Below are 21700 nucleotides of genomic sequence, written 5' to 3'. Positions count from 1 at the left end.
TTCAACCCGGATCGCGCGCGCCGGTCGATAGCAGACGCTCGCACAGCACGGCCGCCTGTGTGCGGCTGACCACGCCGAGTTTTCGCAAGATCGCCGAAACATGCACCTTGACGGTCTGTTCGGCGATTTCCATTTCGCCGGCGATCTGCTTGTTCAGCTTGCCCTCGACGATCTTCGTCAGAATTCTCAGCTGCTGCGACGAAAGCGAAGCAAGCCGCGCGCTCAGCGCCGCGTCGGGGTCGGGTGTCGCTGCGGCGGCGAAGCGCGGCGGCGCCCATATTTCTCCATCGAGAATAGAGCGGATCGCCTCCACCATTTCCGGCAGATCCAGCGACTTCGGAATGTAGCCGGACGCGCCGAATGTGATCGCCTTGCGGATCGTCGCCTCGTCGTGCTTGGCGGAAACGATCGCGACGGGCAAGGCCGGATGATGGGCATGCAACAGAAACAGACCCGCGAAACCGTCCGTTCCCGGCATGGTCAGGTCGAGAAGGACCAGGTCCACCTCCCGTCTATCGCCCGAGAGCACCTCGAGGACCTCATCGACCGATCGGCAGGCGATCAGCTCGAGATCCGGTAACGCCGCGACAAGCGCACTCCGCAGGGCTGCCTGCACCATAGGATGGTCATCGGCGATGACGATGCGCGTGCTCATTCTCTTCCTCCTCCTGAAGCCCGGCGCGTTTCAATCGGGCGACAGTATCCAGATATCGTCTCAAGGCGGCAGGCTTGACCGGCTTCGGCATGACCTCGCAGCCGAGGGCTTTTGCCCTCGCACCAACCTCCTCGCTGCGATCCGCGGTAATCACCAGCCCCCTGATCTCCCGGTGCCAGTGCTTGCGCAGGCTCGTCAACACGTCGACGCCGGTGGTGCCGTCAAGATGATAGTCGACGAGCGCCAGATCCGGCACTTGCCCGTTGCTATTGGCAAGCGCCGTTGCCTCGTCGCTTGCGACAATCGGCCGATGCCCCCATCGGGCGAGCAAAGAAGCGAGCCCCTGCCGGATGGCGTCATCATTGTCCATGCAGAGAACAACCAACGCGGCCTCAGAGCCGGTATCCGGTGAGGCCGGTTTCGTCGAAGACGACACGGTCGCGCCTTCCGCCCCGAGCGGAACGGCGACGGTGAAGGCTGTTCCCCGGCCGGCCCGGGAGTGCATTTCGAGCGGAAGATCGAGCAGACGACAAATGCGCTCGACGATCGATAGCCCGAGCCCGCTGCCCTTTTCGCTGTCGTCGCCCGTGTCGAGCCTGCGAAACTCTTCGAAGATCTCCTTCTGCCGCTCCGGCGCAATGCCGATGCCGGTGTCGCGGACCTCGATGCGCAGGCGATCGCCCCGGCGCCGGCACCCCAAAAGAATCCTTCCCTTCGGCGTGTAGCGGATGGCGTTCGAGAGAAGGTTCTGCAACACGCGACGCAAGAGCTGTGGGTCCGTGCGGACCGAAAGCGTCGATGGCACGACGCGCAGCGCAAGCCCCCGCTGGCGAGCGAGCGCGGAGAACTCAAGGTCGAGCTGGGCGAGAAGCGAGCCGACGGAAAAATCGACGGGCCGCGCCCGAACCGCACCGGAGTCGTAGGCCGAAATGTCCAACAGCTCGTCGAGCAGCCGCTCCGTCGAAGAGAGCGCGGCAGCCGCGTTCCTTGCCAGTGCGCGCTCGTCCTCCTGATCCCTTGCATGGCTGCCGGCATTGGCACGCAGGCTCTCGTCCAGCGCCGCGAGAAAGAGCCGTGCCGCATTCAGCGGCTGCAGCAGATCGTGGCTTGCTGCGGCCAGAAACCGCGTCTTGCCGATATTGGCACGCTCGGCCTCGGCCTTGGCCTGCTCGAGCGCCTGCGTCCTTTCCTGAACACGCCGCTCCAGCTCCTCATTGGCGCGCCGAAGGACGGCCGCTGCCCGATGTCGCTCCGTCACGTCGGTGTAGGTGGAGATATAGCCGCCCTCGGCCATGCGGTCATAGGCGATCTCCAGCACCACGCCGTCCGGCCGCTTTCGCTCGTAGACATAGGGCCAGGATTGCACGGCGAGGTCCCGATTGACGAGGAGAGCCTTGAGGTCGTCCGCATCGTATTCGCCGCGCTCGCTGTTGAATGCCACGAGCTCGGCGAGCGGCAGGCCGACACGGATCAGATCCTTCGGCAGATCGAGCAATGTCAGAAAGCGCCCGTTCCACGCTTCGATGGCAAGGTTCCGATCGAAAACGCAAATGCCCTGGGGCACCCCTTCAAGCGCCCCCTGCAGCAGCTTGCGATTGAAATGCAGCGCCTGCGATGCCTCATCCAGCATGCCCACCGCCGCCTTGCGTGACAGCGAGCGGCTTTCGAGCGCCGCGGCCATCACCACCCGGGCGGAAGCGGCACCCAGCGCACCGGCGACGAGATTTTCCGTAAATCGCATCGCCTCCATGTCGGCGAGCCCGTCGTCGCGTTTTGCCGCATCTCCCGCCGAGCGACGGCGCTGCATGAACTCCTCGAAGGCGATGGCGCTGCGGTCGGCGCCGACAAACCGCGCGGCGAGCGCCTTCAGGTCGTCGAGACGGGTGACGAAGGGCAAGGAAGCCAAGGGAAGCTGGTCGGCGGGGACTCCCCGCACGAAAGCCTCCGCCTGAAGCCTTTCGAGGGCTGAACCGTCCTTCAGCAGTGAGACGGAAAGGAACGCTATGACGTTTGCGCCGAGACTCCAGAGCGTCGCATGCGAAATCGGGTCGAGACCGGCGACGCCGAAGAGCGATTGCGGCTTCAACCACACGAGCCCGAACGGTCCGTTCGCAATGAGTTCATCAACGGCGGGCACGAGCGGCGCGATCGAGGGCACGAAAAGCGTGTAGACCCAGAAGGCAAAGCCGATGGCAATTCCCGCGACCGCACCCGCCCCGTTGGAACGTCGCCAGAGCAATCCCCCGAGAAAGGCGGGGCCGAATTGGGCGATGGCGACGAAGGACAGGAGGCCCATGGTGGTCAAAGGATAGGCCTGGTCGACCAGGCGATTCATCATGTAGGCGAGGAGAAGTATGGCAGCGACCGAGATGCGCCGCACCAGAAGCAGAATCGATGGCGAGGGCCATGCCGCGCCGCTGTGCCCGACGAGGCGGGAGCGCAGAAGCAGCGGCACGATGACATCGTTGCACAGCATCGTGCTCAATGCCACCGAGGCGACTATCACCATGCCGGTCGCTGCCGAAAACCCTCCGAGAAAGGCCAGCAGAGCGATCGCCGGCGCATTGTCGGCGAGCGGCAGCGAGATCACGAACGTATCGGGGTTCACCGTTTCGGCGAAGGTCGCAAGCCCGGCAATAGCGATCGGCACCATCAGAACGCTGAAGACGAGCAGATAGCCGGGATAGAGCCAGGCGGCCGCGCGCGCCTGCGCCTGCGAATTGTTCTCGACCACCGCGACGTGGAACATATGCGGAAGGCAAAGGAACGAGACCGCGGCGATGACGGTGTTCGACACCCAGGTCGGATCGGAGAAATCCGGCGTCAGCAACGGCGCCATGGCCGGATCCGCCTGAGCGCGGGCGATGAGATCCCCGAACCCGTCGAACATTCCGAAGATGATGAACAGAGCGACGGCGACAAAGGCCGAGAGCTTGATCAGGCTCTCGAAGGCGATGGCCGCCATCAGGCCGCGATGGTGCTCGCTTGCGTGGATATGCCGGACGCCGAACATGATAGCGAAGAGCGCCATCGAAGCGGCAACGGCCAGGGTGCTGTCGCCGCGGATCGGCCGATTGCTGCCCGTCGGCAATGACGACGCCGTCAGGATATCGAAGCTGGTGCCGACGGCCTTCAGTTGAAGCGCAACATAGGGCAGGACGGCGAGCAGCGCGGCCATGGTGACGAGCGCCGCGAGAGCCTGGCTCTTGCCGTATCGTGCGGCGATGAAATCGGAGATCGAAGTGATGTTCTGGCTCTTCGCGACCGTTATGACCTTAGAGATCAGCGGCTGACCGAAGAGAAGCACAAGCGTCGGGCCGATATAGATCGACAGGAAGTCCAAGCCGCCCAAGGCGCGCCCGACCGAGCCGTAGAAGCTCCAGGAGGTGTTGTAGACGGCGAGCGTCAGCGCGTAGCCCAGCGCGGCCGTCCACCCCGCCGGAAGGGGCAGGCTGCGCCCCGCACCTTGCCGATCCGTCCACCAGGCAATCAGGAACAGGATGAGGACATAGGCTGTAGAAAAGGAGAGGACGACCCAACCGGGCATGGCACCTCGCTGCCCTACTGCAGCACCCCACAAGCCGCAACCCGACTCGAGGACAAAATCACGCAGCAATTCAAAGTGCTACAGCGCTTCCACGGGTCCGTTCAGACGCAGATCGCTGTAACGCGGCACACCCTTTAGCCCCGCTACTGGTTCATTGCCATATCGCCGGTCGAATGGCAACGCGACGCGCGAAAACCGGCACCGGGCAACTGGAGTATCGGGGCAAGGGACCGGCCTGATCCGGCCGGCCCCTTGGACTTAGCTGCGCGACTCGGCTTCGACGACTGTGAGGTCGTCGTCGGCAGTCTCTTTCGCCGGCAAGATGAGGTTGACGACCACCGCTACGGTGACGTTGAGCGTCAGCGCCAGAAGTCCGGTATAGACCGAGACGGTCACGCCGTCGAAGGCGAGAGCGTGCAGCGGCTTCAGCCCATCCGACCAGACGAGAGCCGAACCTCCGATGAAGCCGGCCGCCCAGCCGGCAAGCAGCGCCGGAGCCCGGAACCAGCTCGTGTAGAGCCCAAAGACAAGCGCCGGCAGCGTCTGCAGGATCCAGAGGCCTCCGAGCAGTTGCAGGTCGAGCGCGAACTGCGTCGGCAGCAGGAGGATGGCGAGCAGCGCCCCGACCTTGACAAGCATCGAGGTGATCTTCGCGACCTGCGCCTCACCCGCGGCGGTTACGTCCGGATTGATCCAGACCTTCCAGAAATTGCGGGTGAAGAGGTTCGCCGCGCCGATGCTCATGACGGCCGCCGGGACCAGCGCGCCGATGGCGATCGCCGAGAAAGCGAAGCCTGCGAACCAGCCCGGAAACAGAGTCTTGAACAGCGTCGGGACGACGTCGTTGTTGCTCTCGAGCTGCAGCCCGGCGGCATGGCCCATGTAGCCGAGCAGCGCGAGCAGGCCGAGCAGCAGGGTATAGGCAGGCAGCAGCACCGCGTTCTTGCGGATGGTGTTGGCGCCAGACGAAGCGAAGATGCCGGTCAGCGTGTGCGGATACATGAAGGCAGCAAGTGCCGAGCCGAGTGCGAGCGTCACATAGGGCACGAGCTGCGTCGAGTCGAGCAGGATCCCGCCCTTGCCCTTCGCCTCGAACGCCGCATCCGCTGCCGAAAAGACCGCGCCGTAGCCGCCGAGTTTGGAGGGGACGACGATGATCGCCGCCAACACCACGATATAGATCATGATGTCCTTGACGAAGGCGATCAGCGCCGGCGCCCTGAGACCGGACGAATAGGTGTAGAGTGCCAGCACCAGGAAGGCGAGAATGATCGGCATCTCGCCGGTCAAGCCCAGCGCCTTGATCGCCACTTCCATGCCGATGAGCTGGAGGGCGATATAGGGCATGGTGGCGATCACACCGGTCGAGGCGACCGCAAGCTCGAGCGCGCGCGAGCCGTAGGTGCCGCGGACAACATCACCGGCGGTGACGTAGCCACGCTCCTTCGCCGCTTTCCAGAGCAGCGGCATGACGGCGAAGACCAGCGGATAGACGATAATCGTATAGGGCAGCGCGAAGAAGCCGTAAGCGCCGATCGCATAGACGAGCGCCGGCACCGCGATGACCGTATAGGCGGTATAGAAGTCGCCGCCGACCAGAAACCAGGTGATCCAGGTTCCGAACTTGCGGCCGCCGAGGCCCCATTCGTCCAGGTGATCGAGCGATTCCGCCCGGCGCCAGCGCGAGGCGAAGAAGCCCATGGCCGTGACGAGCACGAAGAAGAAGATAAAGACGGCAAGCGCCGACATGTCGATATTAGCCGTCATGACGCACGCTCCTGTAGACGAAATAGGTGAGCAAGGACGTCAGCGGCACCCAGGCGAGCTGGTACCAGTAGAAGAAGGGGAAGCCGAAGAGTTGCGGCTCCTCGAAGTTATAGAAGGGGACCCATAGCAGCCCGATATAGGGCGCCAGCAGCAACAGGCGTGTCACGTTTTCCTCCCGCGATGACTGGACAGGCGGGGTGAGAAGCCGTGTGGCATTCCGCTCCTCCCACTCCGACTGTCGATGGCCACGTGATCCTCGGCACGTGTGCCTCACCGCATAGCGCCAATCGCCAGGCCGCGACCTCCCTACTTTCGCTCAGAACACCCCCTACTTTCGGTCATGCCGATTGTCCGCCGCGTCTGGGAAACATCGACGTGCTAGACTGGTACTCGTTGACAAACAGCCTCAGCGAGGGCGGGCTGCCGCGATCCGAACGCACCAGAGATGGACCCATTGCAGTGACGAAACAGCATCTTTCTACGCTGTACCGAAGCTACATCGCCTGCCTCAACAGACGGGATTGGCCAATGCTTGGTCAGTTCGTTCAGCAGAACGTGGTTCACAACGGCAAGCGCATCGGCCTGTCCGGCTACCGAGAAATGCTGGAACGGGACTTCTTCGAAATTCCAGACTTGTTCTTCGACATCGAACTGCTCGTTTCCGACCCGCCGCATGTCGCAAGCAGGCTGCGCTTCGACTGCACGCCCACAGGCACCTTCCTCGGTCTCCCCGTCAACGGGAGGAAAGTGTCGTTCACGGAGAACGTGTTCTATCGGTTTGGAGCAGACAAGATCGAGCAGGTATGGTCGATCATAGACAAGGCGGCTATCGAGGCTCAGTTGTAATCAGCTGAAACACTCGGCCGCGCCCAATCTCTCGTGGGCAACAATTTTTAGCCACCTATCCGGAGCTGCGACAATTGCATGAGCGTATCGGCGCTGATGCCGATGCTGCCGCCCCCCCCGGCAAGCACCGACACGATCGGGTCGACGCCCATGTTGTTTTCCAGGTCGTAGAGCACGGTAAAGCGCGCAAGCAGCTTCTTCAGCTCGTCCGGGTCGCTGAGCTTCTCGAGATCGAGGTTCTTTTCGACGATCTTTGCCTGCTGATCGATGTCCATGGAACTGAACTCGTCGGGCAGGCTGAAGATCGTGCGGAACACCTCGGCGAGCGCATCGTCGGCGAGAAGGTCGTAGGCGTCGACGAGCGAGCCTGCCATGCGTTCGAAGTAGAGCGCGAGGCGGACCCCTTGATTGTTCTCGCCTGCCTGTTCTTCCAACGTCTGGTGCAGATATCGGTCGAGCGTCTCGTAAAGCCCCTGGCGCGTGATGATGACGTCCTTGGCCTCGCGCAACAGGTTTCCTTCGCTGTCGAAATTGAAGGAAGTCACCAGCGCGACGAAAGCGGCGGAATTCTCCTGCTGGTTGATCACGCTTTCGGGATCGTCGAGATTGGAGGTGAAGATGTCACGGATCAAATCGACGGTTACGCTCTCCGGATCGATGCCGTTCGCCTCGAGCGCGAAGCTGACGAGACGGGAATCGGCAAGAAATTCGTCGAGCGCGGAAATCTTGGCGATCTCGGCCGTATAATACTCGCCCTCCTCCTTTGCCGCTGCCTTGTCGTCCTCCGACCCGAAACGGGACTTGTTGACGATGTAGGTCTTCGCCGTTTCCTGGATCTGCGTCTCGGATTGGGCCAGCGCGGGAACGCCGACTTCGCCCGTCGTCGTAAAGTTGAACAGCTTGGCAAGCGTCAGGTACCGCTCGTCCTTCAGCGTATAGACGAAACTTTCCGGATCGGCGAGGTCGCTGGTCAGTACCCGCTTGATCGTCCGCGCGCTTTCGGTGTCGGGATCGAGGCCGACGGCCGTCAGCGCGAAATCATAGATCTTGGCCGTGTCGATGAAGTCGTCAAGGGATGTCATGCGCGCGACGGCCGTCTTGTAGGCGCTGATCGCCTTTTCGTCCGCCTCGTCGTCCTTGTCGTTGTAGCGCGTCATGTAGCGATTGGAGGTGAGCGTCGTCTGTTCTGCCGTCTGCGCAGCATCGCCGGAGGCGAGCGTCCCATCCGCCTGGAAATTGAAGGCTCTGGCCAGCGCCTTGTAGTTCTCGTTGCCCTTGCCGATCGTGTTTATGTAGCTGTTCGGATCATCCGGATCGCTCGTCAGGATGTTCTTGATTGTGGCCGGCACGATCGTGACCTGGTTAAGATCGAAGGCCGTCCTGACGTAATCATAAAGGCGCGTGTCGGCCACAAGCTGATCGACCGTCGTAATGCTTGCGATCTTCTCTTCGAAATAGGCCTTATTCAGGAGTGCTGTCTGCGGCGTCACGCGCGGACTGCTGTAAACATAGAGCTCGTTCGTCGCCTCTTTGTTTCCGGCTGTCTGCGCAGCACCTGCGGCCACCGTACCAGCGGCGTCGAAGTCGAATGCCGCCGCCATCGCCAGGTAGTTGTTAGTGGCCGCAATGGACTTGTTATAGGTGGCGATTTTCGCCTCGAGCTCCAGCCTCTCCGCTGCCGTCACATCCGGTTCCTTCAGCCGTGCCTGCGCTTCGGCCTTGGCAGTCTCGAGTTCGGAGAGTCTGGGTTCTAGCACTGTATTCTCGTAGCTGTCCGGATCGTCGGAATTGCTGGAGAGAATGCTGCGGATCGTCTGGCGGGAATAGGTATTCTCGTCGATACCGTAGGCGGTGAAGACATAGGACCTCAGCCGATCGTCGTTCAGGAGTTGATCGACGCTGGTGATCTTATCGATGACGATGTTGTAGTAGCGCGTCTCCTCCTTCTGCGTTTCGCCGATGTTGAGGATGCCGGTGTTATAGAGGCCGATCAACTCGTCGAGTTGCGCCTCCGTCTGGGAAACCGCCGTTCCGCCGCTGAAGCTGAACGCCATCGCGAATTCACGGTAGCGGTCGTCCGTCAGCTTGTTGGCAAAGCTGTTGTCGTCGGAGAGGTCGCTTTCCAGCACCTTTCGCATGAAGGCGACGGATTCGATCATGTCGCTCAGGCCGTAAGCCTTCATCGCGTAAGAATAGAGGCGATAGTCGGCGAGAAACTCATCGACCGAGGTCACATTGCCAATGTTCTCCCGGTAATATTGCGTGTCGCGGGCAACGATCGTCTGATCCGACACGCGTTTCAGGCTCACCTTCATGTCTCGTGCGATGAGATTATAGTCGAGATAAGTCGAAACCATGCGCCACCCGCCAACAAGGATGGGGGATCGCCGGCACCCGACGTCCCCACAACCACTCCGATAGTTCCGATGATCACGCAGAACGCTTGTGCGTGGCTTTTCACCGGCCGTCGGACGAGTGCAGAAAATGCCCGTGTTTTCGTTGACGAAAGAGAAACCTTGCCGCGTCGGCTTTTGCTAACCATCGGACAAGGCAAAGTTTTTTTAACCGCGAATTTTAAGTCGCCCGGAAGAGCGGCCGCCTATCTTCCCGCCCATAGAGGACGAAAAGTCTCGGCAGGAAGGCCGGCAACGGCTCTCAAGGAAAACAAGGGCGATTGAAATGCGCAATACACTCTCTCAACCGGCTTGGGCTGGAAACACGCTCAGGCTTGACCCGAAGCGTTTTCCGCAGCAAGCAAGTTACGTCCTGCGCGGCCAGACGGGGAATGTCAGCGTCAGCCTTGACGAGCGTGGCGCTGTTCTGCGCAAGGTGCTACCATCCAGCGGCCTGCCGCTTTCGATCGCTCTGCCGGCGCGAGCTTTCAAGGGCGTGGCGGCGCGGGCGATCGACCATGGCGACGGGGAGGTTACAGTGACGCTCGAACTTCATCACGACGATCCGGATCTCTGCATCCCGCTGCTCGTCGCGCATGATCTTTCCGATATCGCGGCCGACTGGCGCGCCTGGGCGGAAGCCTACCGCGTCCCGATGCTGATGGTGGAGGCGGACGGGGTCGCGCGGCCGCTCGAGGAACATCTCGGCGACATCCGCACCGCGCCGGTGAAGCCGCGTCGCCGTCACTCCTTCTTTGCCGAGCGCCGTCCGCGCTTCCTGGTGCGCCGCTCGACCGGCCATCTCGGCGTGCATATGAAAATCGACGGCCGCGAGATCATCGCCCGGCGCTGACTGCAGCATTCCGCGCTTCAACTCACTGATCAGCCGGCCGAAGGGCCGGCTTTTCACGCTAGCCGCACCTGCTGCGATCAAGAGAGCTTTTCCGTCGCAAGGAAGTGTTACCGCGGAAACAAACGTACCGCCTTCTTCATGCCATAAGCGGTCCATAGCCAAGGACACGTATGAAGGAGACACAAGATGCGCAAGCACCTGCTCGCCACCCTCGTCGCCATCCGGGCGCTCTTTGGCACGCGGATTGCTGCCAGACGGCGCAAGGCGGATGCCGAGATGAGTTGGGCATAGGCCTCATTCGGTGTGCGCCTGAATGGCGCCCACACGAGACGTCGAAACGTTGCAACGATCCTCCGGAGCTCCGGGGGATTTTTCATATGAGGCGCACGAGAAGCGCCAGGACAAGTCCCGAGAACACGATCAGCCCGACGACGCCGTTGAATTTGAACAGCGCAAGGCATTGCAGCGGATCGTGGATGTTCAGTACCAGGATCTGATAGGCGAGCGTCGCCGCCGCCACGACCAGTCCGGCATAGGCAAAGAACCCGGCACCCGCCGCGAGAAAGGCGAAAAACATCAGGAGCACGGCGATCCCGTAAAGTCCGATCAGCCAGGGCCGCGGATTGTCGCCGAAGCGGCGCGCCGTCGAGCGGACGCCGATCAGTTCGTCGTCTTCCCGGTCCTGATAGGCATAGATGGTGTCGTAGCCGATAGTCCAGGCGATGGCTGCAGCGTAAAGGATGATCGCCGCAACCGACAGCGTGCCGAATTCCGCCGACCAGCCCATGATTGCGCCCCAGGAGAAGGCGAGGCCGAGGAAGAATTGCGGCCAATCGGTGAAGCGCTTGGCGAAGGGATAAACGGCCACAAACGCCAGCGACAGAATGCCGAGGAGAATCGTGAAGCTGTTGAACTGCAACAGAACGATGAGGCCTGCGAGCGCCTGCAGCACCATGAACGCCTTGGCTTCGAAGCGCGTGACGCGACCGGAAGGCAGAGGCCGCGAACGGGTGCGCGCCACTTCCATATCGATGTCGTGGTCGATGATGTCGTTGTAGGTGCAGCCGGCACCCCGCATGGCGATCGCCCCGACAATGAAGAGAAAGACATGGAAGAGGAAGCGGCCGGCCGAGAAGCTGCCGAGCTCTCTTGCCGCTCCCGCCGCCAGCGCGGCAGACCAGAGGCAGGGCCACATCAGCAATTGCCAACCGATCGGCCGGTCCCAGCGGGCGAGCTGCGCATAGGGCCAGAGCGCGCGCGGCAGCACGCGGTAGACCCAGTTGTTGGACGGCGCATCGTGCACGCGCCCGGAATCGGCGGATGAAGTGTTCATGGCTCCTGTTTGGCCCCGCAAACCCGGGCGGTCAAGCGTCCGCAATCACCAGCCCAGCCTTCGTTTTGCCATGCCGGCTTAGCCGGTCAGGCCTGCCGGCTGCCGAGGTAAAGGCTCGGCGGTGCGCCGAGCATGCGGCGGAACATGGTGGTGAAGGCTGCGACATTGTCGTAGCCGGCGTCGAGCGCCACGGTGGTGATTGGCTCGCCATCGGCGATGCGCGGCAGCGAGGCGAAGATGCAGGCCTGCTGCCGCCAGGTGCCGAAGCTGACGCCCGTCTCCTGTCTAAAGAGCCGTGTGAAGGAGCGCCGGCTGATGCCCATGCGCGCAGCCCAGTCGTCGATATTCGCGCTTGCCGAAGGCGCTTCCAGGAATTGCCGACAGAGCGTGGCGAGCCTGCGGTCCCGCGGAAACGGCAGGCCAAGCGGCCGCTCGGCGAGGCGTGGAATTTCCTCGAGCAGCAGATCCTTGATCAGGTGCTCCCGCCGTTCCGACGATACCTCGTTCTCCACTCGGACCAGTTCGTCGATGAGGCTTCCGACAAGCGGACTGATCTCGAGGACCAGCGGCCGCTGTGCTCGGTTCTCCACCACTGGCGCGATATAGATCGAATGCATGCGCACGTCGCTGACCATCTCGGCCGAATGCTCCATCCCGGCCGGGATGAGGAGGGCATGGCCGGGCGGAATCATCCACCGTCCGCCCGGCGTATATACGAGCACGACGCCCGAGCGCGCCCACCAGAGTTGCGTCCGGCTGTGGCTGTGGAGAGGTACGATCAGCCCGCTGCCGTAATCCTTTCCGATCGCCAGAACGGGCGCGTTCGCCTTTTCGATCCATTCCAGACTCCGGAAATGGTCCGCATCCAGCAAGTTTGGCAGGTTGTTTCGGTTCGATTTCGCCATTTGGCCCACTTACGAAAGAAATCGACCAAATCACAAAAGCAGGCCAAGCACAAGCCGGCTAGACAAAGGCGGAAACGGGCTCCGGCAGCGAGCCGCCCGAAGGAACATCCCATGGCATCGGTCACCTCGACAGGCAGCATCAGCCCGGAAAAGACAGCCTTCTCCGTCATTCTTGCCGTCAGCTTCTGCCACATGCTGAACGACATCATGCAGTCGCTGCTGACCGCACTCTATCCGTTGCTCAAGGCGAACTACGCGCTCGACTTCGTCCAGATCGGCCTGTTGACCTTCACCTTTCAGGTGACAGCCTCGATGCTGCAGCCGGCCGTCGGCATCGTTACGGATCGCTGGGCGCTGCCCTATTCGCTGCCTGTCGCCATGCTTTCGACCTGCCTGGGCCTCCTCCTTCTCGCCAACGCCGATCATTTCTGGATGCTTCTCGTTGCGGCGAGCCTGATCGGCGTCGGGTCGGCCATCTTCCACCCCGAATCCTCGCGCGTCGCCCGCCTTGCCTCGGGCGGGCGCCACGGTCTGGCGCAGTCGCTGTTCCAGGTCGGCGGCAATGCCGGCAGCGCGATGGGGCCGCTGCTCGCTGCCTTCATCGTCATCCCCCTCGGCCAGGGCAGCCTCGGGTGGTTCTCGATCGTCGCGATCATCGGCTTCTTCGTGCTGTCCTGGGTGAGCACCTGGTATGTGCGGCATCGCCGCTCGTCCATGAGCCGGCCCGTGCCGAGCCGCGCTTTGCCGCTGCCGAAGGCCCGGGTCCTCTGGACGATCGCCATCCTCGTGCTGCTGACGGCAACGAAGAACGTCTATCTCGCCAGCATTTCGAGCTACTTCACCTTCTTCGTCATCGAAAAGTTCGGCACGAGCGTGCAGCATGCACAGCTGATGCTGTTCCTGTTTCTTGGTTCAGCGGCCGCGGGCACATTCCTCGGCGGTCCGATCGGCGACCGTTACGGCGCCCGGTTCGTCATCTGGCTTTCGATCCTCGGCGTCGTTCCGTTCGCTTTGCTCCTTCCCTATGCGAACCTGTTCTGGACGGGCGTGCTCAGCATCTTCATCGGCTTCATCTTCTCGTCTGCCTTCTCAGCTATCGTCGTCTTCGCGCAGGAGCTCGTTCCGGGCCGCGTGGGGCTCATTGCCGGCGTCTTCTTCGGTTTCGCCTTCGGCTTCGGCGGCATGGGCGCCGCCGTGCTCGGCATCTTCGCCGATCGGCAGGGGATCGAATTCGTCTACAAGCTTTGCTCCTACCTGCCGCTCCTCGGGCTCTTCACCGTTTTCCTGCCGAAGCTGCCGGCGCGATAACGGTGCCTGCCGCATCTCGTCCGCCGCAATATTAGTGCCTGCTGTAAGCATTCCTCAATTATTGCCGGATAGCTTCGGTCAGAGGTGAGCGGGGGCAGAGAATGAAGGCGCACGGGGTTGTTTCCGTCTTTCTGGCAACACTGCTTTGCGCGTCCGCGAGTCGCGCCGAAACGCTCAATCTGCTCATCTGGGAAGACTATATCGACCAGGGCGTCGTCGACCGCTGGACGCAAAAGACGGGCGTTTCTATTCGGCAGATCAATTTCGACAGCGACGACGCGCGCGACGAGATTCTTGCCGACCCCGGCAGCAATATCGATCTCGTCATCGTCGACGAGAACGGGGCGCGGCTTTTCGGTCGAAAAGGCGTTATCGAGCCGGTCTCCGATGCCAACCTTCCTGCGCTCACGGACTATGCGCCAGAATGGCGCAAACGCTGCGCCGAATCCGGCCTTCCCTACTTCTGGGGCACTGTTGGCATCCTCTATCGCTCTGATGTCATCACGCGCCCGCCGACATCCTGGCAGGACATGATGCGCCCGGCAGCGGCGCTCAAAAAACACGTCGCAATGTTCGACGACCACAGCGAGATGTTCGTGCCCCCCTTGCTGCTGCTCGGCGCTTCCATCAATACCGACGACACGGCAACCCTGAAGGCTGCCTTTGAGCTCTTGAGGGCGCAGGCACCGTCCGTGCTGACCTATGACTATGTCGTCACCTCGATCCAGGATCCGGCGAAGGGCAAGGACATCCATTTGGCGCTAGGCTACAGCGGCGACCAGCACGTACTCAACAGCAAGGTCGGCAAGGCAGGGCTGTGGCGCTATTCGGTCCCGAAGGAAGGCACTTTGTCGTGGCTCGACTGCTTTTCCGTCGTTGCGCATTCGCCCCACAAGCAGCGGGCACTTGAGTTCCTGAATTTCATCGGCTCGCCGGAGGCGGCCGCCGCCAATGCGCTCGCCCTGAACATGCCGACCCCAAGCAGCGCGGCGCTCAAGCTCCTTCCCGAGGAGATGCGCTCCGATCCGGAAATCTATCCGCCCCCCGAAATCATGGCGAAAAACCAGCATCAGCGAGAACTGTCCATCCAGTCGATACAGGCCCGCCGTCGCATCATCAACACGTTGGCGAATTTCCAGTGACCCTCGGCAAGCGTGCGCTCATCCTTATCTTTCCGGTCGTGTTGGCGGGCTATCTTCTTGCAGCCCTCTCGGTCCACGTCGCACAGAGTCGGTCGATCCGCGCACTGGAGCACGCCAAGCTTTCACAACGGGTCGAGCATGCTGCCGCCGTCTTTCAGAACGAGGTCCGGCGCAGCAAAAGCTTCCTCAATGCGCTGTTGAACGGTAATGCGCTGCGCCAATACGTCTCCGAAACGGACAAGAAATACCGCGCCAACGCGCTCGGCGTGCGACTGCAGGAAAGCGTGAAGTCGCTGTCGGACGATCCTGCCGGCTTCGTCTCCTTCGCCATTCTCGACGCGAAACTGGAAGCCGAGTACTACTTCGAAAACAGCTGGGATCCTTTTGCCGAAATCGATCGAGCGCAGCTCGATCTCGCGCGGCAACTGATCAGCGGCTCAAGACTCGGCGACTGGACCTATATCGGCGACGCCAGCGACCGGCCGAGGATAGTCTATTCCCAATTCGTCGATCCGATCACCTTTGGCCGGCCGGCACCCAGCAACAAGGCGAACGCTCTTCTGATGCAGGTGGCGCTGCAGCCCGACCGTTTCCTCAGATTGCGGGCCGCTCTCGAGAGGGAATATGGCGCCGACGTCATCCTTCAACCTTGGCCGCTTGCCGCTACCGACGATCTTTCGGCGAGCGTGCCGCTCGGCCCCTCGTTTCATGCGACGCTGACTGCTTCGGACGCGCATTTCGATGCATTGATGCTGCGTCAGAAAGTGCTGCTGGCGCTCGGCGCCGTCGCCATGAGTCTCTTCTCCATCTGGCTCCTCATCGTACTCATCCGCCGCTTCATTACCGGGCCGATTGCGACACTCGACGCCAATGTCATGGCGGTCATGGCAGGCGCGCGCGAGGAAATCGCCGAGGTGCACGAGGCGGGAGAAATCGGCCGTCTGACCCGAAATATCGGCGAACTGCATCGTCAGTCCGTTCAGTCCCTCCAGCTTCTGCAGCGGAGTTCCTGGACCGATGCGTTGACGGGCATCAGCAACCGCGCGCACTTCAACATGCTTGCGGCGGGCGCAGTCCAAGAGGCTATTGCATCCGGCGAAAAGTGCAGCCTGTTGTTCATCGACATCGATAACTTCAAATTCGTCAACGACAAGCATGGTCACGATGTGGGCGACGAGCTCTTGAAAGCGCTCGCAGCCCGGATCGCGCATGACGTCGAAGCGATCACCCGAAAGCAAGGGCATCAGCCGGCCATTTTGGCGCGCCTTTCGGGCGACGAGTTTGCGGTGCTCGTGCGGTCGAAAGCGGGCGACGGCACCGTGCAGGAGTTATGTGCCGCGATCCTCGCCCTCTTTTCCGGCGGCTTCGAGCTCTCCGGCAAGCGCTATCCGGTGACGGCAAGCATCGGCGTCGCCGTTTGCCCGGAGGATGCGAGCACAGTCGCGGAACTGATCTCGAATGCCGACGCGGCCATGTATCAGGCGAAAAGCGCCGGTAAGAACCGCTCCGCTCGCTTCTCGCGCGCGCTCAACGACAAGCGCACCCGGCAGAGGCAGATTCAGGAGGAACTGCGCTCGCTCGATCCCGACGAGCAGTTTCGCCTGGTTTATATGCCAATCGTCAACGCGCGCGGCGAGGTCACAGGCTGCGAAGCGCTGTTGCGTTGGCACTCGCCCGTTCTCGGCCATGTGACGCCGGACGAATTCGTTCCGATCGCGGAGAGCTCCGGGCTCTTCACCAAGATCGACTGGTGGGTCATCGATAAGGCGATGTCCGATTGCCACCACTTGAAAGCCCTCTTCGGACGGGACACGGTGCTTGCAATCAACATCTCTTCGGCCGAGCTGCATTCGCGGTCGATCAGCGACTATTTTTCCGATTGCCTGGCACGACACGGGCTCGATCCGCGATCGATCGACATCGAACTCACGGAAACCTTCGCGGTGAAGGTCGGCGACCAATTGCGCCGGAATATCGAGGAGTTGCGGCGGAAGGGCTTCCGCCTGTCGATCGACGACTTCGGAGCGGGCTATACTTCCGTCGAACAGATCATCGACTACCCCGCTGACACGATCAAGCTCGACCGGGTGCTCGTATCGAACCTGACCGCCTCGCAATCCCTTCCGGTTCTCAGGGCGGTCGTCGCACTCTGCCATGCGAAGGATATGGCGGTCGTCGGTGAAGGCGTCGATACCCCGGAGAAGCTCGCGATGCTGACGGCGGCTGGCTGCGACCGCTTCCAGGGATACCTGATCAGCAAGCCGCTTTCGCTCGAGGACCTCGCGATCTGGGCGCTCGGCCGAACCATGCGCCCCTTCGAGAGCTCGAACGAGGACGTCATCGCCCGGCCAGCGATTGCACGTCAGGTCTGACCACCTGCGGCCGGCGCGCAGGAAATTTGCCGCCCTCGCCCGCTTTTTCCTTGACCTTCTCCCCCCTGCCGCCTAACCGCAGCGCAACAATTCCTGATGGCGGGGGTGGCGATGAAGGTTCTTCTGATCGGATCGGGCGGACGCGAGCATGCACTTGCATGGAAGATCGCGCAGTCGCCGAAGCTGACCGCGCTCTATGCCGCACCCGGCAATCCGGGCATAGCCGAAGAGGCGACGATCGTCGCGCTCGATACTGAAAATCACGAAGCCGTCGTTGGTTTCTGCCGCGAGCAAGCGATCGACTTCGTCGTCGTCGGTCCGGAGGGGCCGCTGGTCGCGGGTCTCGCGGACGAGCTGCGCGCCGCGGGCATTCCGGTCTTTGGACCTTCGGCAGCGGCAGCCCGACTCGAAGGCTCGAAAGGCTTCACCAAGGATCTCTGCGCCAAATACGACATTCCGACCGGCGCCTACAGGCGCTTCACCGATGCTGAAGCCGCCAAGGCCTATGTCCGCGAGCAGGGCGCGCCGATCGTCATCAAGGCGGACGGGCTTGCCGCCGGTAAGGGCGTGACCGTCGCGATGACGCTCGACGAGGCGCTTGCCGCAGTCGACGAGTGCTTCGCCGGCGCTTTCGGCGCAGCCGGCGCGGAAGTTGTCGTCGAAGCCTATCTGGATGGCGAGGAGGCAAGCTTCTTCTGCCTCTGCGACGGCAAGACCGTGCTGCCGCTCGCCTCGGCGCAGGATCATAAACGTGTCGGCAATGGCGACACGGGGCCGAATACCGGCGGCATGGGCGCCTATTCACCGGCGCCGGTGATGACGGCGGAAATGGTCGAGCGCACGATGAAGGAGATCATCGAGCCGACAGTACGCGGCATGGCCGACAGTGGCCACCCCTTCACCGGCGTGTTCTTCGCCGGCCTGATGATCACGGAAAAAGGACCGGAACTCATCGAGTACAATGTCCGTTTCGGCGACCCGGAATGCCAGGTCCTGATGATGCGGATGAAGAGCGACTTCTTGCCGCTGCTCTATGCGGCGGCCACGGGCACACTCGCAGGCATGACAGCCGAATGGCACGACGAAGTGGCGCTGACGGTGGTGATGGCCTCGCGCGGCTATCCGGGCACCTATGAGAAGAACACGCCGATCGAGACGCTGCCTGCCGCATGCGCCGCCACCACCAAAGTGTTCCATGCCGGCACGGCAATCAAGGACGGCAAGCTGGTCGCCTCCGGCGGCCGTGTGCTGAACGTCACCGCCATGGGAAAGACCGTCAGCGACGCAAAGGACGCGGCATACGCCGCACTGCGTGGCGTCGTCTGGCAGAACGGCTTCTACCGCAACGACATCGGCTGGCGCGCGGTCGCGCGCGAAAGGGCCTGAGCGCTCAAGTCGCCGATAAACACCCGCATCATTCAATTTTTACCAATTCTCCTGACCGGGCGGTAAGGGAAAGTGCCTATTCTCACCCTCGACAAATTCGAGGGGAAACAGATGCGTTCTCTGCTGATCACCGCCGCTCTCTTACATGCCGCCGGCCCGGCGGCCGCCTCTTCGATCGAGGAGATGGTCTCCGGCGAGGCTGTCAATTCCAGCGTTGCGACGATCTCCTGTGGCACCTGCCCGCCCCTGCAGCCGAAGAAAAAGCCCTCCTATGTCGTCCCGGATCTGGTGCCGGGGACCGATCGGGTCGAGCTCAAGGAAATCGACGGCGAAGTGAAGTCCGTACGCACCGAGGCCTGGCTCGGCGGCTCGCCGGTCGTCTTCGTCAACAAGGCATCGGAGGAGGCGATCCGGGCTGCGGCGATGAAGGCCGCAGGACTCATGATGGCCGATGCGGCGGCAGACGGCCCGGGCACGCCAGTGGGCGTCGACCATGCGGCAAAGACCGCCGCCGTCACGACGCTCTCTCATGCCGAACCCGTCGCAGCGTCTCTGGCGGGCGGTTCACGCAAATTTGATCCGTCGGGTTTCAATCTTCGCCTAGATTGAGCCCATATTAATAAGGTTCCCTGCCCCGGTCAGTCGACGTTCAAGGCTGACGGGCAATTCGCTGCAATGGCGAAAGGTTGCGCCCCTGAGAGAAGCAGGGGCGTAATCTTTTATCGGGAACCGCTATCCTCGAGCCGCGCGATCAAAGCCTCTATTTGCCGATCGGAATAGACTTCGATGCCGTTCGCGCTGAGCAGTGCGGCCGTCACGCCCTCGCCTGCGAAGCGCTCGCCGCTAAAGCTATCATCATAGATGAAACCGGAACCGCAGGATGGGCTGCCATCGATCAGCAGCGCGTGCGAGCGCGAGGGCATTCTCGGCGGCACGGCGAAATTCGATCGTCACGTCGCCACCCGTTTTCTCCAGGACACGCGCCTTCCCGGCAAGCACGTCGGCGCCCGTTCTGCCGGCCGCAATCTCCGCCGGCGGGCGCGGAACCGGCATGCCTGCCGACATCTCCGGACAGATGGTGACGAGCCTGCCCTCTTGCCGCCAGCGAGCGATTGCCGGGTGAAGCAGCGGTTTCGCTGCGCCGTCATAGCGCACCGCATGGCCCATCAGACAGGCGCTGACAAGGATTCTGGAAGCCATAATATCCCATAGCTGCGGTGCCGATCCTCTTCAATGGGCGAGCTCAGCCCAGAGCCCCGAAAGCGACAGACGCGAGCAGAAGGCCGGCGAAAAGGAGATTGGCGACGCGCGCTTTCGCCGGATTGCGCAGGACGGCGGCGATCGAGGCCCCGAAGGCAAGCCAAGTCGTATTCACGGCGACCGCCAGGAGTGAGAGCACGAGAACCTTTGCAAGCGCGATGCGAGCGTCGTCCTCGGTCTCGACCATGCTGCCGGCATAGACGGCGCCGATCGCCGCATAGGCCTTCGGATTGGCGATCGCCAGCACAAAGCCGCCGGCAAAGGAGGGAGCGTGCGATGCCGGATCATCGCCAACGAGCGGCGGCGCGGTGGCGATGTGCCACGCCAGATAGAGCATATAGGCGCCGCCGAGCACCGTCGCCGCCGTCTGGATGCCTGGCACGCCGAGAAGCACGGCGGTGACGCCAGTGGCAATTAACAGAACCACGGCGATTGTACCGATGTTGACTCCCGCCGCGTAGCGCAGGCTGCGCGTCACTCCGTGGGCGGCACCGATGCCGGCAAGGCTGAGCGTTGCAGGTCCGGGGCTACCCATCAGCGGCAAAGCAGCGAGAACAAGAAGCGCGAGGTCGCCGGCCATGGCTGATCTCGTCAGATCCAGATGTCGTTCCGGGCGGTGCGCTCGCCGCCCGCATGACCGGTATTCAAGGTCCCGCGCGGTTCAATGAGCAGCATCTTAACCTCGCCTGCCGCGTAGGGCTTGTGTTCGACGCCTTTCGGAACGACGTACATTTCGCCCGGCCCGAGCGTCACGGAGCCATCGCGAAAGTCGATCCGAAGCGAGCCCTCCAGCACGATGAAGGCCTCGTCGGTCTCCGGATGATCGTGCCAGATGAAATCGCCTTCGATTCGGACGATCTTGAACTGGTACTCGTTGAGCTCGGCGATCACGCGCGGCTGCCACTGATCGTAAAACTGCGCCAGTTTCTGAGCAAAATTAATGGGAGCATAGCTCCGCTTGGACGCATCCATCGCCGTCTCCTTCAGCCGTTTTGGACGAGGTTAACGCGGCATCGAAGCTAGATCTTGAACGATCGTGCGAAACGGGTCGGCTGGAACGCTCAGACAGCCTGCTCCGCCATGCGCAGCCATCGCCCGGGCGAGACGCCGAAGGCCTTCTTGAAGTGGCGACTCATATGTGCCTGATCGGCGAAACCGGCATCGAGTGCAGCCTCCGCAGGCGAGACGCCTCTTAGCAGATCGGTCTTCACCGCCGCCAGGCGTCGCTGTACCAGATAGCGATAGGGGCTCGTGCCGAACAAGCGGCGGAAATCGCGGCTCAAGCCCCAGCGATTGCGACCACCGATCGCCTCGAGCGTTTCCAGCGTCACGGTGCCCTCGGGCAAGTCGTGCAGGTGGGCGCGCACCCGCTCGGCAGCGCGATAGTCGAGCGCCCCGACGGTCCTTGCCGGCCCGCCCCCGGCGGCTTCGAGCGCGTGCGCGAGCTCGAAGAGGCCGTCCTCGAACTCCAGGGTCTCGATCCGGGCGTCCGTTGCCGGCAGCAGCGCGTGGACCGCCGCAAAAAGGCGCGGGTCGGACGAGATGCCGCCCTTGATGAAGGGCAGCGGTCGGCCGCCGAGCACGCTCTGTATCGCCGCCGGCTCGATATAGATCATGCGATAGCGAAAGCCGTCCTCGCTGCCGGACTGGCCGTCATGCACTTCATCGGGATGCAGCACCATCGTCCTGCCCGGAAGGCTCGCGCGCTCGGCGCCGCGATAGCGGAAACTCTGAACGCCGTTGAGCGTCTGGCCGATGGCATAGGTGTCGTGCCGGTGCGGCTCGTAGGCGCGCCCGGCGAAAAAAGCCTCTATGCGCTCGAACGGGATCGCATCGTCGGCGACGGCAATCCAATCGCCATTCCGTTTGAAGTCCCGAGGCTCGATAACACCCGCGCCCGCGCTTGGATTGTCGCTCGTCATCGTCCAGAGAT

18 protein-coding genes and 1 pseudogene are annotated in these 21700 nt (G+C 62.5%); 8 read left to right on the top strand and 11 right to left on the bottom strand.

All coding sequences use genetic code 11. The features are described from left to right. Nucleotide 1: 1 nt before the first annotated feature. From AYK65_RS04290 to AYK65_RS04275, 4 genes are all read right to left on the bottom strand, one after another. On the bottom strand, nucleotides 2-655 hold the full coding sequence (locus AYK65_RS04290) for a response regulator (protein WP_026612952.1): 654 nt from the start codon (nucleotides 653-655) through the stop codon (nucleotides 2-4). Next, nucleotides 627-4202, bottom strand: coding sequence for a hybrid sensor histidine kinase/response regulator (locus tag AYK65_RS04285; RefSeq protein WP_081157956.1), 3576 nt, complete (start codon nucleotides 4200-4202; stop codon nucleotides 627-629). The genes AYK65_RS04290 and AYK65_RS04285 overlap by 29 nt, the downstream gene beginning before the upstream one ends. A gap of 258 nt (nucleotides 4203-4460) precedes the next feature. Further along, nucleotides 4461-5969: a monocarboxylate uptake permease MctP gene (gene mctP, locus AYK65_RS04280; protein WP_026612953.1), complete on the bottom strand. Its 1509-nt coding sequence runs from the start codon at nucleotides 5967-5969 to the stop codon at nucleotides 4461-4463. Beyond that, complete coding sequence (locus tag AYK65_RS04275; RefSeq protein ID WP_026612954.1) at nucleotides 5959-6135, bottom strand: DUF3311 domain-containing protein; 177 nt, start codon at nucleotides 6133-6135, stop codon at nucleotides 5959-5961. Before AYK65_RS04275 ends, mctP begins: the two co-directional genes overlap by 11 nt. A 293-nt stretch (nucleotides 6136-6428) precedes the next feature. Between AYK65_RS04275 and AYK65_RS04270 the strand changes: the two genes are divergently transcribed. Next, nucleotides 6429-6815, top strand: a complete 387-nt coding sequence (locus AYK65_RS04270; protein WP_026612955.1) for an ester cyclase — start codon at nucleotides 6429-6431, stop codon at nucleotides 6813-6815. 47 nt (nucleotides 6816-6862) lie between these two features. On the opposite strand, the gene AYK65_RS04265 is transcribed toward AYK65_RS04270, so the two are convergent. Further along, complete coding sequence (locus AYK65_RS04265) at nucleotides 6863-9172, bottom strand: DUF1217 domain-containing protein (protein WP_046118462.1); 2310 nt, start codon at nucleotides 9170-9172, stop codon at nucleotides 6863-6865. 69 nt (nucleotides 9173-9241) lie between these two features. Here AYK65_RS04265 and AYK65_RS31460 point away from each other — a divergent pair, with 69 nt between their 5' ends. Together AYK65_RS31460 and AYK65_RS04260 are read left to right on the top strand one after the other, a co-directional pair. Beyond that, nucleotides 9242-9493 (top strand): hypothetical protein, encoded by a 252-nt coding sequence (locus tag AYK65_RS31460; protein ID WP_139015585.1) that lies wholly within the window; start codon nucleotides 9242-9244, stop codon nucleotides 9491-9493. A 1-nt stretch (nucleotide 9494) separates the two neighbouring features. Continuing rightward, a complete protein-coding gene (locus AYK65_RS04260) occupies nucleotides 9495-10061 on the top strand; it encodes a DUF6101 family protein (protein ID WP_026612957.1) in 567 nt (188 codons plus the stop codon). Nucleotides 10062-10434: 373 nt separating this feature from the next. Here the strand turns inward: AYK65_RS04260 and ubiA are convergent, their stop codons facing one another. Both ubiA and AYK65_RS04250 read right to left on the bottom strand, forming a co-directional pair. After that, nucleotides 10435-11394 carry a 4-hydroxybenzoate octaprenyltransferase gene (gene ubiA, locus AYK65_RS04255; RefSeq protein ID WP_026612958.1) on the bottom strand — a complete coding sequence of 320 codons (960 nt, stop codon included), beginning with the start codon at nucleotides 11392-11394 and terminating at the stop codon, nucleotides 10435-10437. Nucleotides 11395-11480: 86 nt separating this feature from the next. After that, nucleotides 11481-12299 carry an AraC family transcriptional regulator gene (locus tag AYK65_RS04250; protein WP_026612959.1) on the bottom strand — a complete coding sequence of 273 codons (819 nt, stop codon included), beginning with the start codon at nucleotides 12297-12299 and terminating at the stop codon, nucleotides 11481-11483. A gap of 111 nt (nucleotides 12300-12410) precedes the next feature. On the opposite strand from AYK65_RS04250, the gene AYK65_RS04245 reads away from it, so the two are divergent. From AYK65_RS04245 to AYK65_RS04225, 5 genes are all read left to right on the top strand, one after another. Next, a complete protein-coding gene (locus AYK65_RS04245; RefSeq protein WP_026612960.1) occupies nucleotides 12411-13607 on the top strand; it encodes an MFS transporter in 1197 nt (398 codons plus the stop codon). 101 nt (nucleotides 13608-13708) lie between these two features. Further along, nucleotides 13709-14749, top strand: coding sequence for a polyamine ABC transporter substrate-binding protein (locus AYK65_RS04240; RefSeq protein ID WP_046118463.1), 1041 nt, complete (start codon nucleotides 13709-13711; stop codon nucleotides 14747-14749). Continuing rightward, entirely contained in the window at nucleotides 14746-17121 is a 2376-nt protein-coding gene (locus AYK65_RS04235; protein ID WP_081157955.1) for a putative bifunctional diguanylate cyclase/phosphodiesterase, read from the top strand. The genes AYK65_RS04240 and AYK65_RS04235 overlap by 4 nt, the downstream gene beginning before the upstream one ends. Nucleotides 17122-17232: 111 nt before the next feature. Continuing rightward, nucleotides 17233-18507 carry a phosphoribosylamine--glycine ligase gene (gene purD, locus AYK65_RS04230; RefSeq protein ID WP_081158071.1) on the top strand — a complete coding sequence of 425 codons (1275 nt, stop codon included), beginning with the start codon at nucleotides 17233-17235 and terminating at the stop codon, nucleotides 18505-18507. Nucleotides 18508-18618: 111 nt separating this feature from the next. After that, complete coding sequence (locus tag AYK65_RS04225; protein ID WP_046118464.1) at nucleotides 18619-19116, top strand: plant virulence effector HPE1-like domain-containing protein; 498 nt, start codon at nucleotides 18619-18621, stop codon at nucleotides 19114-19116. Between the two features lie 110 nt (nucleotides 19117-19226). Here the strand turns inward: AYK65_RS04225 and AYK65_RS04220 are convergent. The 4 genes and pseudogenes from AYK65_RS04220 to AYK65_RS04205 form a co-directional block, all read right to left on the bottom strand. Next, nucleotides 19227-19707, bottom strand: a pseudogene (locus tag AYK65_RS04220) (2-thiouracil desulfurase family protein). 43 nt (nucleotides 19708-19750) lie between these two features. Continuing rightward, complete coding sequence (locus AYK65_RS04215; protein ID WP_046118465.1) at nucleotides 19751-20347, bottom strand: LysE family translocator; 597 nt, start codon at nucleotides 20345-20347, stop codon at nucleotides 19751-19753. A gap of 11 nt (nucleotides 20348-20358) precedes the next feature. Continuing rightward, nucleotides 20359-20739 (bottom strand): cupin domain-containing protein, encoded by a 381-nt coding sequence (locus AYK65_RS04210; protein WP_046118466.1) that lies wholly within the window; start codon nucleotides 20737-20739, stop codon nucleotides 20359-20361. A gap of 89 nt (nucleotides 20740-20828) precedes the next feature. Next, nucleotides 20829-21689, bottom strand: a complete 861-nt coding sequence (locus AYK65_RS04205; protein WP_081157954.1) for an AraC family transcriptional regulator — start codon at nucleotides 21687-21689, stop codon at nucleotides 20829-20831. Between the last annotated feature and the right edge of the window lie 11 nt (nucleotides 21690-21700).

This window comes from Ensifer aridi (assembly GCF_002078505.1).
GTDB lineage: Bacteria > Pseudomonadota > Alphaproteobacteria > Rhizobiales > Rhizobiaceae > Sinorhizobium > Sinorhizobium aridi.
Note: the sequence above shows the minus strand (reverse complement) of the source record. Positions and strands in the feature narration are given on the sequence as shown.

Coding starts and splice junctions, on each gene's coding strand:
- AYK65_RS04290 (WP_026612952.1), bottom strand. CDS start 655: ATGAGCACGCGCATCGTCATCGCCGATGACCATCCTATGGTGCAGGCA.
- AYK65_RS04285 (WP_081157956.1), bottom strand. CDS start 4,202: ATGCCCGGTTGGGTCGTCCTCTCCTTTTCTACAGCCTATGTCCTCATC.
- mctP (WP_026612953.1), bottom strand. CDS start 5,969: ATGACGGCTAATATCGACATGTCGGCGCTTGCCGTCTTTATCTTCTTC.
- AYK65_RS04265 (WP_046118462.1), bottom strand. CDS start 9,172: ATGGTTTCGACTTATCTCGACTATAATCTCATCGCACGAGACATGAAG.
- AYK65_RS31460 (WP_139015585.1), top strand. CDS start 9,242: ATGATCACGCAGAACGCTTGTGCGTGGCTTTTCACCGGCCGTCGGACG.
- AYK65_RS04260 (WP_026612957.1), top strand. CDS start 9,495: ATGCGCAATACACTCTCTCAACCGGCTTGGGCTGGAAACACGCTCAGG.
- ubiA (WP_026612958.1), bottom strand. CDS start 11,394: ATGAACACTTCATCCGCCGATTCCGGGCGCGTGCACGATGCGCCGTCC.
- AYK65_RS04250 (WP_026612959.1), bottom strand. CDS start 12,299: ATGGCGAAATCGAACCGAAACAACCTGCCAAACTTGCTGGATGCGGAC.
- AYK65_RS04245 (WP_026612960.1), top strand. CDS start 12,411: ATGGCATCGGTCACCTCGACAGGCAGCATCAGCCCGGAAAAGACAGCC.
- AYK65_RS04240 (WP_046118463.1), top strand. CDS start 13,709: ATGAAGGCGCACGGGGTTGTTTCCGTCTTTCTGGCAACACTGCTTTGC.
- purD (WP_081158071.1), top strand. CDS start 17,233: ATGAAGGTTCTTCTGATCGGATCGGGCGGACGCGAGCATGCACTTGCA.
- AYK65_RS04225 (WP_046118464.1), top strand. CDS start 18,619: ATGCGTTCTCTGCTGATCACCGCCGCTCTCTTACATGCCGCCGGCCCG.
- AYK65_RS04215 (WP_046118465.1), bottom strand. CDS start 20,347: ATGGCCGGCGACCTCGCGCTTCTTGTTCTCGCTGCTTTGCCGCTGATG.
- AYK65_RS04210 (WP_046118466.1), bottom strand. CDS start 20,739: ATGGATGCGTCCAAGCGGAGCTATGCTCCCATTAATTTTGCTCAGAAA.
- AYK65_RS04205 (WP_081157954.1), bottom strand. CDS start 21,689: ATGACGAGCGACAATCCAAGCGCGGGCGCGGGTGTTATCGAGCCTCGG.